The organism is Kitasatospora sp. NPDC097691 (assembly GCF_040302665.1).
In the GTDB taxonomy this organism is placed as follows: domain Bacteria; phylum Actinomycetota; class Actinomycetes; order Streptomycetales; family Streptomycetaceae; genus Kitasatospora.
Genome location: NZ_JBEORY010000014.1, coordinates 41,318 through 53,337, shown reverse-complemented (window position 1 = coordinate 53,337; position 12,020 = coordinate 41,318). Strand labels below are relative to the sequence as shown.

Below are 12,020 nucleotides of genomic sequence, written 5' to 3'. Positions count from 1 at the left end.
AGGGCCCCCGCGTCGCCTCCGCCATCCCTGTTGCCCCCGCCGTCTCCGTCGCCCCCGTCGATCACCGCTCCCGCGGTGGCAGCGGCGGGCGCCGCAGGTCCGGCCGGGGCGTGGAATCCGGCGGGGGCGCCGCGGCGGGCGCGTCCTCCAACAGATCCAGGGCCAGCTGGACGGCGGTGACCAGCTCGGGGTGGCGTCCCCGGGCCCAGTCCCGCGGGGTGCGCAGCACGTGCACGTCCGGTTCGACGCCGCGGTTCTCCACCGACCAGCCGAGGCCGCCGCCGAACCAGGAGGCGTTCTTCGGCACCGAGATCTGGGTGCCGTCGCCGAGGGTGTGCCGCCCGGTCATTCCGACCACGCCGCCCCAGGTGCGGTTGCCGATCACCGGGCCGAGCCCGAGCAGCTTGATCGCCGCGATGATCACGTCCCCGTCCGAGCTGGTCGCCTCGTCCGCGAGGGCCACCAGCGGGCCGCGCAGGGCGTGCCGCGGCCACCGGACCGGCTGGCGGTCCCGGGTGAAGTCCCAGGCCAGGACGTGCCGGGTGAGCTTCTCCAGGACCAGTTCGGAGACGTTGCCGCCGGCGTTGCCGCGCACGTCCAGGACCAGTGCGGGCTTGTCCAGTTCGCGCCGCAGGTCCCGGTTGAACTGCGCCCAGCCGGAGCCGCCGAGGTCCGGGATGTGCAGGTAGCCGCACCGCCCGTCGCTGAACTCCCGTACCAGGGAGCGGCGTTTGGCCACCCAGTCCTGGTAGCGGATGGGTCGTTCGTCGGTCAGCGGGGTGACCGTGATCCGTCGTACCGGGCCGTCCGGGCCGCTGCGCAGGGCCAGTTCCACGGTGGTGCCGCCGGTGCCGGCCAGCAGCGGGAGCGGTCCGCGCACCGGGTCCAGCGGGCGCCCGCCGATCGAGAGCAGTTCGTCGCCGTCGCGCACGCCCTGGGCGGCCAGCGGGGCGCGGGCGCGCGGGTCGGAGGACTCGCCGGGCAGCACCCGGCCGACCAGCCAGCGCCCGTCGGGGCTGCGGTGGGCGTTGGCGCCGAGCAGGCCCAGCGGCTGCTGGCCGAGCGAGGGCCCCTCGCCGCGCCGGGACGGGGTGACGTAGGCGTGCGAGGTGCCCAGTTCGCCGAGGAGTTCGCGCAGCAGGTCGGCGAAGTCGTCGGGTGAGCAGACGCGGTCCAGCAGCGGCTCGTACTGGGCGACCAGGGCGGGCCAGTCCAGGCCGGACATCCGCTCGTCCCAGAACTGGTCCCGGACGATCCGGGCGGCCTCGTGGTAGGCCTGGCGCCATTCGGCGGCCGGGTGCACGGTGTGGGTGATCCGGCGCAGGTCGACGCTGGTGCCGGCGGAGGGGGCGGTGACCGGGACGACCCGCAGCGTCCCGGCCGAGTAGACGGCGATCGAGCCGCCGTCGCCGGAGACGGCGTAGCCGTCCAGCTTGTCCACCAGCGTGCTGCGGCTGCCCCGGGCCAGGTCGAAGTACTCCAGCGAGGGGCGGCCCGAGGTGTCCTCCGGGCTGGCGAAGGTCTGCCCGAGGGTGCCGGCGATCGGCCAGCGCAGCCAGACCAGGCCACCCCGCACCGCGTCGGTGGCCGAGTACTTGGAGGCGATCACCGGGAACTGCAGCAGCCGGTCGCCGATGCCCGCGGGCTCGACCCGGACGGTGCCGTCGCCGCCGTCCCCGCGTGGGACGCCGTCCTCCACCGGTGCCGAGAACGGCGAGGGCGTGTCGGCGGTGAGCGGGACGAGGTACGGGCGGCAGCCGACCGGGAAGGAGAGGTCGCCGGTGTGCACGTCGTGGACCGGGTCGAAGCCGCGCCAGGAGAGGAAGGCCAGGTAGCGGCCGTCCCGGGTGAACACCGGCTGCTCGTCCTCGAAGCGACCGTCGGTGACCTCGGTGACGGGCGCGGGTGCCTCGGTGCGGGTGAGCCGGATCCGGCGCAGCGAGCGCCCGGCGACCGGCTGGGACCAGGTGATCCAGTGCGAGTCGGGGGAGAAGCGGGCGCTGGAGACCGGGCCGTACTCGGAGGCGGCCAGCTCGCGCACCTCGCCGTCGGCGGCGGAGACGAGCAGCAGCCGCCCGTCCGAGGCGACGGCGGCGAGGCGGCTGCCGTCGGGGGCGGCGGTGAGCTCCAGGACGCGGCCGAGCCGTCCGGTGGCGAGGACCCGGTGGCGGTGCTTCTCCCCGCCCTCGTGTCCGGGCAGCGGCATCACCTCGATCGCGTCGGCGCCCTCCGCGTCGGTGACCCAGGCCGCCTCGCCGGTGTGCCCGAGCATCACCGGCAGCCGGGTGCGCACCCCCGGGGTGTCGGCGAGCGCGCGGGCCGGGCCGTCCTTGTGGGTGAGCCAGTACTGGCTGCCGCGCACGGTGATCACCCCGGCCCGGCCGGTCTGGTCGCACGCGAGGTCCTTGACCTGGGACGCGGCGCCGACCTGGTACGGGCGGCGGCCGGCCCGGGCGCCGCCGAGCGGGACGGTCAGCCGGTGCGGGGCGGGGGCGTCCAGGCCGTCCAGCAGCCAGAGGTCTCCGCCGTGCTGGTAGACGATCCGGGTGCCGTCGGTGGCGGCCTCGCGGGCGTAGTAGGAGGCGTGGTCGGTGTGCCGGCGCAGGTCGGTGCCGTCCGGGCGGCAGGAGTAGAGGTTGCCGATGCCCTCGTGGTCGGAGAGGAACGCGACCCGCCCGGAGACCGGCATCGGGGCGGCGAGGTGCCCGGTGTGGCCGGGCAGGATCTGTTCGCCGTCCGCCCAGAGCCGGCCGACGGCACCGCCCCGGTAGCGCTTCCAGGCGGCCGGATCGTGCGGGGCGGAGCCGGTGAGCAGGACGGTCCGCTCGCGGCTCATCTGGGCGTCGCCGACCGGTCCCCAGGGCATCCGGCGGCCGGGGGAGCCGTCCGGCGGCAGGGCGTGGGCCCAGGTGTAGTGGCCGAAGGGCTCGTGGAAGGAGGTGACGGCGAGCACCTCGCCGTCCGGCAGCCAGCCGCGCACCCGGGTGTCCTGGCTGCCCCAGAAGCTGAGCCGGCGGGCCTCGCCGCCGTCGACGGGGGCGGTCCACACCTCGGGGGTGAGGCTCAGCCAGCTGGTCCAGGCGAGGGTGGTGCCGTCGGGGGAGAAGCGCGGGTGGCTGACCCGGGTGCGGTCGCAGGTGACCCGCCAGGCCCGGCCGGTGACGGCGCCGTCGGCGTCCAGCGGGGCGGTCCAGACGTCGTCCTCGGCGGTGAAGGTGAGCAGGCCGCCGTGCAGGTGGGGGTGGCGGAGGTAGCTGGGCGGGGTCACCCCTCCATCCTTCGACGGGGTGTCACACCCGGCAACCGGAAGGGGACGCGGGAGAGCGTCGGAACCGGTCTGGACCATTGACAGGGCGTCGGCGGATCCACTTCAGTGGTCTAGTCCAACTTGGGTGCCTGGCCGGGCCGTTCCCCCCACTGGCGCGTGCTCCGGCGCGCCCTCGGACGTCCCCCACGACCGCGCCACCGCAGGAGCACCCGCATGCGCAGAACCCTGAGAACGGCCTCGCCGCCGGCACCGCCTCCGCGGTCGCCGCAGCCACCCTGGTCGGCGTCACCCTGGGCCTGGCGCCCGCCGCCTCGGCCGGCGAGTTCCTGGTCAACGGCGGTTTCGAGTCCGGCTCGCTCGGCCCCTGGAACGCTTCACCGCCGGCGCCACCCAGGCCAGCGCCACCGTCTACACCCACGGCTGGTACGGCCAGGGCACCTGGGCGGCGCCGACTTCCACGTCGCGATGACCGACATGCTGCTCAAGGGCTTCCCGGTGGCGGGAAACGCCGGCAACGTGTTCCCCGCGCTGCCGGCCTCCAAGGTCGCCATCGGCATGCCGGCCACCACCAACGCGGGCAACGGCTACATCGCCCCGGCCGAGGTGGACAAGGCCCTGGACTGCCTCACCAGGCTCGCCAACTGTGGGACGTACGTGCCGCGTTCGGGTGCCCAGCCGAACCTGCGCGGGCTGATGACCTGGTCCGTCAACTGGGACCGATTCGGCGGCGGGGAGTTCTCCAGGAACTTCGACGGCTACTTCGGCCGCTGACCCGACGCCCGCGGGACCGTGCTTGAACCTGACACCCGTGTGAGGTTCGAGCATGGTCCCCATGGCGACCACACAGCTCCCGACCCCCGCACCCCACAAGCCCTTTCCGCTCCCCTCACTGCTCGCCCTGGCCACCGCCGTCTTCGTCACCGCGCTCACCGAGACCCTGCCCGCCGGGGTGCTGCCCGGCATGGGGGAGTCCCTCGGCGTCAGCGAGTCGGCGGCCGGGCAGACCGTCACCGTCTACGCGATCGGCTCCGCCGTCACCGCGATCCCGCTCACCGCGGCCACCGCCGGCACGGGCCGCAAGCGGCTGCTGCTCACCGCCATGGGCGGCTTCGCCCTGGCCAACACGGTGACCGCGGTCTCCGGCAGCTACCCGCTCACCCTGGCCGCCCGCTTCCTCGCGGGCGTCGCGGCCGGCCTCGCCTGGGCGCTGCTGGCCGGGTACGCCCGTCGGCTGGTGCCGGTCGAGCAGCAGGGCCGTGCGATGGCCGTCGCGATGGCGGGGGTGCCGGTGGCGCTGTCGCTCGGAGTGCCGATCGGCACCTTCCTCGGCCGGATCTCCGCTTGGTGGGTGCCGTTCCTGGCCATGACGGCACTTGCGGTCGGCGTGGTCGGCTGGATCGCGGCGCTGCTGCCCGACCAGCCCGGACAGCCGGACGGTGAGCGCACGCCCGTCCGGCGCGCGCTCACCGTGCCCGGCGTCGGGCCGGTGCTCACCGTGACGGTGCTCTTCGTGCTCGCGCACACCATCCTGTTCACCTACATCGCGCCCCTCCTCGACCGGGCCGGCCTCGGCGGCGCCACCGGCACCGTGCTGCTGGTCTTCGGCCTGGCCTCGCTGGCGAGCATCTGGCTCACCGGCGCCCACATCCACCGCCGGCTGCGGCAGTTGACGATCGGCGGCGCGCTGCTGGTCGCGGTGACGGCGGGCACCCTCGCGGTGGGGTCCGGCAGCGCGCCGGCGGTGTACCTCGCGGCGCTGCTCTGGGGCCTGGGCTGGGGCGGTGCCCCGACCCTGCTGCAGACCGCCCTCGGCGACGCCGGCGGCGAGCACGCGGACGCCGCCCAGTCCGTGCTGGTGACGCTGTGGAACGTCGCGATGGCGGCCGGCGGGGTGGTCGGCGGCGTCGTCCTGGGCGGACTCGGCACCGACGCCCTGCCCTGGACGGTCCTCGCGCTGATGCTCCCCGTCCTCGCGGTGGCCGTCGGCGCCCGCCGCCACGCCTTCCCGTCGGCGCGTCGGTCCGCCGCTAGCTGATCGCCAGCCCGTTCGCCCTCATCCGGGCGACCAGTTCGGCCGGCGCGGTCGCGGTGGAACCCGCCGAGTACGGCGGCTGCGGGTCGTACTCGATGAGCAGCTGGATCGCCTCCGCGACCGGGTCCCCGGCCAGTCGGCCGGTCAGCGACAGCGCAAGGTCGATCCCGGCCGAGACCCCGGCCGCGGTCGCGTACTTGCCGTCCGTCACGATCCGCTCGGTGCCGGTCGGCTCGGCCCCGAACTTCGCCAGCTCCTCCAGGCAGGCCCAGTGCGAGGTGGCCCGCCGTCCGGCCAGCAGCCCGGCGGCCCCCAGCACCAGCGATCCGGAGCAGACCGAGGTGGTCCAGGTGGTGGTCGCGTCCACGGCCCGCAGCCACTCCAGCACCGGTCCGTCCGAGAGCTGCGCCAGGGTGCCCGGCCCGCCGGGGACGAGCAGCACGTCCGCCGAGTCCACCTCGCCCAGCTCGGCGTCCGCGGTGACCGCCAGGCTCATGTCGGTGCGCACCGGCCCGCGCCGGGCGGCGGTGAACACCACCTCGGCGCCGGGGATCCGGGACAGCACCTCGTACGGGCCGACCGCGTCCAGCGCGGTGAAGTCGTCGTAGAGCAGGAAGGCGATGCGCATCAGTGTCCTCCGTCGTGACTCGGGTGGAAGCGGCGTCGGTACTCGGCGGGCGGGGCGGCCAGGGCCCGGACGAAGGCGCGCCGCATCGCCTCCGGGGTGCCGTAGCCGCAGCGGCGGGCGATCTCCTCGATGCCGTCGTCGGTGTCCTCCAACCGGCGCCGGGCGGCCTCCAGCCGGATGCCGTCCACGTACCGGCCCGGGGTCACCCCGACCTCGGCGGCGAAGGCGCGGGCGAAGTGCCGCGGCGACAGCGCCGAGCGGCGGGCCAGCGCCTCGACCGACAGGTCGGCCTCCGGGTGCTCGGCGATCCAGCGCTGCACCTCGCGCAGTGGCTGCCGGGCCGCCACCTGCGCGGCCAGCTGGGTCGAGAACTGGGCCTGGTTGCCGGGCCGCCGCAGGAAGACCACCAGGTGACGGGCGATCAGCAGTGCGGTCTCCCGGCCGAGGTCCTCCTCGACCAGGGCGAGCGCCAGGTCGATCCCGGCGGTGACCCCGGCCGACGTGGCGACGCGCCCGTCCCGGACGTGGATCGGGTCCGGGACCACCTCGACGTCCGGGAACCGCCGGGCCAGCGCCTCGCAGTACGCCCAGTGCGTGGTCGCCCGGCGCCCGGCCAGCAGTCCGGCCTCGGCGAGCAGGAAGGCCCCGGTGCACACCGACACCACCCGCTCGGCCCCGCCGGCCAGCTCCCGGATCCGCGCCACCAGTGCGCCGTCCGGGTGTTCGGCGCCCGTCCCGCCGGGGACCAGCAGGATGTCCACCGGCCCGACCTCGGCGAGGTCCGCGTCCGGCAGCAGCCGCAGCCCGCTGGTGCAACGCACCGGCTCCCCGCCCGGCGAGGCGGTGACCACCCGGTACGCGCCCGGATGCCCGGAGGCTGCGCCGGCGCCCGTGAACACCTCCACGGGGCCGGTCACGTCGAGGCTCTGCACGCCCTCGTAGAGGACGACCAGCACGCTGCGTGCTCTCATGCGGCCAGCCTGGCAGCGGGTCGGGGTGGCAGCAATGACCTGCTGCCCACCTTTCCTGCCACCGCTCCGGGGCGGCCCGCCGGTCGGAGCCGGAAACGCCGGAAGGCCCCTCGCTCTCGCGAAGGGCCTTCCGGCTGTCTGTGCGCCGCCAGGGACTCGAACCCCGGACCCGCTGATTAAGAGTCAGCTGCTCTAACCAACTGAGCTAGCGGCGCCTGCTGACGTGGAGAACATTACCTGGTCAGCGGCCGAAACACACAATCGGCCCGGGGTGGCCCCCGCTCAGGCGGTCAGCACCACCTTGCCCCGGACGTGCCCGGTGCCGACCAGCCGGTGGGCCTCGGCGGCCTTCTCCAGCGGGAGGGCCTCGGCGATCTCCAGCCGCAGCCCACCCGCCTCCCACAGCCGCACCAGCTCGGCCAGCCGGGCGGCCGTGCGCTGCGTGCGCAACGGCCGGACGCCCAGTCGCGCGGCGCCCTCGAAGTCGACCACCGTCCCGATCCGCGCCCGGTCGGCGACCAGCTCGACCGAGGCCTCCAGCGCGCCCCGCCCGGCGGCGTCGAAGGCGGCGCTCACCCCGTGTGGCGCGGCCGCCCGGACCCGCTCGACCAGCCCCTCGCCGTACGCGACCGGGATCGCGCCCAGCTCGCGCAGGTACGCGTGGTTGCGCTCGCTCGCGGTGCCGACCACGGTGGCGCCCCAGGCGCGGGCCAACTGGACGGCCACCGTGCCGACCCCGCCCGAGGCGCCGTGCACCAGCACGGTGTCGCCGGGGCCGACCCCGAGCAGGGTGAGCGCCGTGTGCGCGGTCTGGCCGGAGGCGGAGAGGGAGCCGGCCTGCTCCCAGGGCATCCCGGCCGGCTTGGCCACCAGCTGGTCGGCGGCCACCGTGACCAGCTCGGCGTGACTGTCCAGCAGCCGGAAGCCCAGCACCTCGTCGCCGACCCGCCAGCCCCCGCTGTCCGGCCCCAGCCGGTCCACCACCCCGGCGAACTCGTTGCCGAGGACGAACGGCGGCTCGACCGTCAGCCCCGGCGGCCGAAACCCCTCCCGGACCGCCAGGTCCACCGGCTGCACCCCGGCCGCGTACACCCGCACCCGCACCTCGCCCGGGCCCGGCTCCGGATCGGGCACCACCCGGACCCGCAGGACCTCCGGACCGCCGGACTCCGTGACGACGACCGCCTTCATGTCTGCTCCCCCTGCTCGACCGTTCGGCGCTCGACCATTCGACCGCTCTCGTGAACCGGTCCCGATCCTTCGACCTGAAGTGCGCTTGAGGTCAAGCCATCGCCGGTGTGTCTTCCCGGATGGGCGCATTGTCAGATTTATCCTGGGCGGCGCTCAGCCGTCCGTCGTCGAGAGGAACCTCCCCGTGGGCCAGCTGCCCCTGTTCTTCCTGGTGCTGCTCGCCTCCGTGGTCACCATGCCGCTCGGGCGCAAGACGGGAGTGCCGCAGCCGGTCCTGATGACGCTGCTCGGCATCGTCATGGCGCTCGTCCCGCAGATCCCGGACGTCTCCATCGAGCCCGAGCTGATCCTCCCGCTGGTCCTGCCGCCGCTGATCTTCGCCGTCGCCCGGCGCTCCTCGGTGCGCTACTTCAAGGCCAACATGCGCTCGATCCTGCTGCTGGCCGTCGCCCTGGTGGTGGTCACCACCGCCGTGGTGGCCACCACGGTGCACTGGCTGCTGCCCGCCCTGCCGCTCGCCGCCGCGATCGCGGTCGGCGCGCTGGTCTCCCCGCCCGACCCGGTCGCCGCCGTCGCGGTGGCGGGCAGCGTCGGCCTGCCCCGCCGCCTGGTGTCGATCCTGGAGAGCGAGGGCCTGTTCAACGACGTCACCGCGATCGTCATCTACTCGCTGGCCATCGAGGCCGTGGTCAGCGGCGACTTCTCGGTCGGCCACGCGGTGCTGCGCTTCGTCCTGTCCGCGGTGCTGGCCGTGGTCGTCGGAATCGTGCTCGGCTGGATCAACGCCAAGCTCGCCGAGCGCCTGGACGACCCGACCCAGCAGGTCGCGCTCAACCTGCTGGTGCCGTTCGCCGCCTACACCATCGCCGAGGAGATCCACGGCTCCGGCGTGCTCGCCGTCGTGGTCTGCGCGCTCTACCTCGCCGAGCGGGCCTCCGACGCCGAGGCCGTCTCCTACCGGCTGGTCGGCAACGCGTTCTGGGAGGTGGTCGAGATCCTGATCACCGGCGTCGCCTTCGGACTGATCGGCCTGGAGCTGGCCACCGTGCTCAAGGAGGCGGGCCGCGGCTGGACCGGCTTCATCGGCGACGCCGCCGTGGTGATCGCGGTCGTCGTGGTGGTCCGGCTGCTGTGGCTGCTGCCGGCCGGCTGGGTGTCCCGGAGGCTGCGCAGCGGCGACGACGAGGACACCCCGTTCAGCTGGAAGGAGAGCGTGGTCCTCTGGTGGTCCGGCATGCGCGGCGTGGCCACCGTCGCGCTGGCGCTCGCCATCCCGCTCACCGTGCACTCCGGCGCGGGCTTCCCCGAGCGCGGCCGACTGGTCTTCATCGCCTTCAGCGTGGTGCTCTTCACCCTGCTGGTGCAGGGCCTGACCCTGCCCTGGCTGGCCAAGCGGCTCCGGCTGGACATCGACCAGGACAAGCACGAGCAGGCCGTCCGTCAGCTCTGGTGGCGGGCCGCCAAGGCCGGGCTCACCCGGCTCGGCGAACTGGAGGAGCTGGACCGGCTTCCCGCCGAGGTCGCCGACCGGCTGCGGGACCGTCAGCACGACCGGCTCGCCCGGCTCTGCCCGGAGAACTACGCGGAGGAGGAGGCCGCCGAGGCCAAGCTGCGCCTGTCCCAGTGGCGGGCCGCCCGGGACGTCGAGCAGGAGATGATCGCCGCGTCCCGCCGCGAGATGCTCGTCGCCCGCAGCGAGCCGGGCGCCGACCCGGAACTGGTCGACCAGGTGCTGCGCGGGCTCGACCTGCGCTCGGAACGGAAGTGACGGCGGGCCGGCCGTGCGGGAGCGATGTCACGGCGGGCCGGGTGGTGCGGGGCCGAAGTGACGGCGGGCCGGGTGGTGCGGGGTCGAAGTGACGGCGGGCCGGGGCGCTCCGCGGTGACGGGTTGTCCGCCGCCGGGCGGAATGTGCGCGACCGCCCCCGAGGTTGCATAGGCTGAACCCGGGCAGGCCGTCAACGGAGTCGGCGCACCACCAGTACCCGCACGACCTCGCGAAGCACCCTCACGCCTGGCCCTGCCGGTTTCTGCACCCAGATGAATCGAGGACCCACCGATGTCGGAGACCCGCGCCGACGCCCGCACCCCGCTGGACCGCACCCCGCAGTGGGGCGCCCTGGCCAAGCACCGGGCCGAACTGGGCGACACCCACCTGCGCGAGCTGTTCGCCGCCGACCCGGAGCGCGGCCGCCGCCTCACCCTGCAGGTCGGCGACCTGCACGTGGACTACGCCAAGCACCTGGTCACCGACGAGACGCTGGAGCTGCTGCGCGAACTCGCCGCGGCCACCGGCGTCGCCGAGCTGCGGGACGCGATGTTCCGCGGCGAGAAGATCAACAACACCGAGCACCGCGCCGTCCTGCACACCGCGCTGCGCGCCCCGCGCGGCGCCGTGATCGAGGTCGACGGCGAGAACGTGGTGCCCGCCGTGCACGCCGTCCTCGACAAGATGGCCTCCTTCGCCGAGCGGGTCCGCAGCGGCGAGTGGAAGGGCTTCACCGGCAAGCCGATCCGCGCCGTCGTCAACATCGGCATCGGCGGCTCCGACCTCGGCCCGGCGATGGCCTACGAGGTGCTCCGCTCGTACACCGAGCGCGACCTCGACGTCCGCTTCGTCTCCAACGTGGACGGCGCCGACCTGCACGAGGCCGTCCGCGACCTCGACCCGGCCGAGACGCTGTTCATCGTCGCCTCGAAGACCTTCACCACCATCGAGACCATCACCAACGCGGTCTCCGCCCGCGACTGGCTGCTCGCCGGCCTGGGCGGCGACCCCGCTGCGGTGGCCAAGCACTTCGTCGCGCTGTCCACCAACGCCCGGGGCGTACAGGACTTCGGCATCGACACCGCCAACATGTTCGAGTTCTGGGACTGGGTCGGCGGCCGCTACTCCTACGACTCGGCGATCGGCCTCTCGCTGATGGTCGCCATCGGCCCGGACGCCTTCCGCGAGATGCTGGACGGCTTCCACCTGGTCGACGAGCACTTCCGCACCGCCCCGGCGGAGCAGAACGTCCCGCTGCTGCTCGGCCTGCTGGGCGTCTGGTACGGCGCGTTCTTCGACGCCCAGGCGCACGCGGTGCTGCCGTACTCGCACTACCTGTCCAAGTTCACCGCCTACCTGCAGCAGCTGGACATGGAGTCCAACGGCAAGTCGGTGACCCGCGACGGCACCCCGGTGGACTGGCAGACCGGCCCGGTGGTCTGGGGCACCCCCGGCACCAACGGCCAGCACGCCTACTACCAGCTGCTGCACCAGGGCACCAAGGTGATCCCAGCCGACTTCATCGGCTTCGCGAAGCCGGTCGCCGACCTGCTCCCGGGCCTGGTCGCCCAGCACGACCTGCTGCTGGCCAACTTCTTCGCCCAGACCCAGGCGCTGGCCTTCGGCAAGACCCCGGAGGAGGTCGCGGCCGAGGGCGTGCCCGCCGAACTCGTCCCGCACAAGACCTTCAAGGGCAACCACCCGACCACCACGATCCTGGCCGGCGAACTGACCCCGTCGGTGCTCGGCCAGCTGGTCGCCCTGTACGAGCACAAGGTGTTCGTCCAGGGTGCGATCTGGAACATCGACTCCTTCGACCAGTGGGGCGTCGAGCTGGGCAAGGTGCTCGCCAAGCGGATCGAGCCGGTGCTGCTCACCGGTGAGGGCGCCGACCAGCTCGACAGCTCCACCGCCGAGCTGGTCGCCCGCTACCGCGCGCTGCGCGGCCGCTGAGCCCCGGCCGGGCCGTCCGCCGCAGCGGACGGCCCGGACTGCTTTCCCGCCCGTTCTCCCCGGGGCCGCGTTTCCGGCCAGCTGTCCGGAGCCGGAAACGCCGGAAGGCCCTTCGCTCTCGCGAAGGGCCTTCCGGCTGTCTGTGCGCCGCCAGGGACTCGAACCCCGGACCCGCTGATTAAGAGTCAGCTGCTCTAACCAACTGAGCT

The 12,020-nt window shown here is 74.1% G+C and carries 7 protein-coding genes, 2 tRNA genes and 1 pseudogene; 4 read left to right on the top strand and 6 right to left on the bottom strand.

Going from position 1 to position 12,020, the window contains the following annotated elements; all coding sequences use genetic code 11:
* Window positions 1-61: 61 nt before the first annotated feature.
* Window positions 62-3,268, bottom strand: coding sequence for a S41 family peptidase (locus ABTY56_RS12820; protein WP_350628710.1), 3,207 nt, complete (start codon window positions 3,266-3,268; stop codon window positions 62-64).
* A gap of 438 nt (window positions 3,269-3,706) precedes the next feature.
* On the opposite strand from ABTY56_RS12820, the pseudogene ABTY56_RS12815 reads away from it, so the two are divergent.
* Window positions 3,707-4,039, top strand: a pseudogene (locus ABTY56_RS12815) (chitinase); the annotation flags it as partial.
* Window positions 4,040-4,100: 61 nt separating this feature from the next.
* Complete coding sequence (locus ABTY56_RS12810; protein ID WP_350628708.1) at window positions 4,101-5,303, top strand: MFS transporter; 1,203 nt, start codon at window positions 4,101-4,103, stop codon at window positions 5,301-5,303.
* On the opposite strand, the gene ABTY56_RS12805 is transcribed toward ABTY56_RS12810, so the two are convergent.
* From ABTY56_RS12805 to ABTY56_RS12790, 4 genes are all read right to left on the bottom strand, one after another.
* The gene (locus tag ABTY56_RS12805) at window positions 5,296-5,928 is read right to left on the bottom strand and encodes a DJ-1/PfpI family protein (RefSeq protein WP_350628707.1); all 633 of its coding nucleotides are present in this window, start codon (window positions 5,926-5,928) and stop codon (window positions 5,296-5,298) included. The two genes, ABTY56_RS12810 and ABTY56_RS12805, sit on opposite strands and share 8 nt — an antisense overlap.
* Window positions 5,928-6,899, bottom strand: a complete 972-nt coding sequence (locus ABTY56_RS12800; protein WP_350628705.1) for a GlxA family transcriptional regulator — start codon at window positions 6,897-6,899, stop codon at window positions 5,928-5,930. Before ABTY56_RS12800 ends, ABTY56_RS12805 begins: the two co-directional genes overlap by 1 nt.
* A gap of 141 nt (window positions 6,900-7,040) precedes the next feature.
* A tRNA-Lys gene (locus ABTY56_RS12795) sits at window positions 7,041-7,114 on the bottom strand.
* Between the two features lie 67 nt (window positions 7,115-7,181).
* Window positions 7,182-8,090 carry an NADP-dependent oxidoreductase gene (locus tag ABTY56_RS12790; protein ID WP_350628703.1) on the bottom strand — a complete coding sequence of 303 codons (909 nt, stop codon included), beginning with the start codon at window positions 8,088-8,090 and terminating at the stop codon, window positions 7,182-7,184.
* A 184-nt stretch (window positions 8,091-8,274) separates the two neighbouring features.
* Between ABTY56_RS12790 and ABTY56_RS12785 the strand changes: the two genes are divergently transcribed.
* Together ABTY56_RS12785 and pgi are read left to right on the top strand one after the other, a co-directional pair.
* Complete coding sequence (locus ABTY56_RS12785; RefSeq protein WP_350628701.1) at window positions 8,275-9,858, top strand: Na+/H+ antiporter; 1,584 nt, start codon at window positions 8,275-8,277, stop codon at window positions 9,856-9,858.
* A 291-nt stretch (window positions 9,859-10,149) separates the two neighbouring features.
* Window positions 10,150-11,811, top strand: coding sequence for a glucose-6-phosphate isomerase (gene pgi, locus ABTY56_RS12780; protein WP_350628700.1), 1,662 nt, complete (start codon window positions 10,150-10,152; stop codon window positions 11,809-11,811).
* 146 nt (window positions 11,812-11,957) lie between these two features.
* On the opposite strand, the gene ABTY56_RS12775 is transcribed toward pgi, so the two are convergent.
* Window positions 11,958-12,020, bottom strand: a tRNA-Lys gene (locus tag ABTY56_RS12775).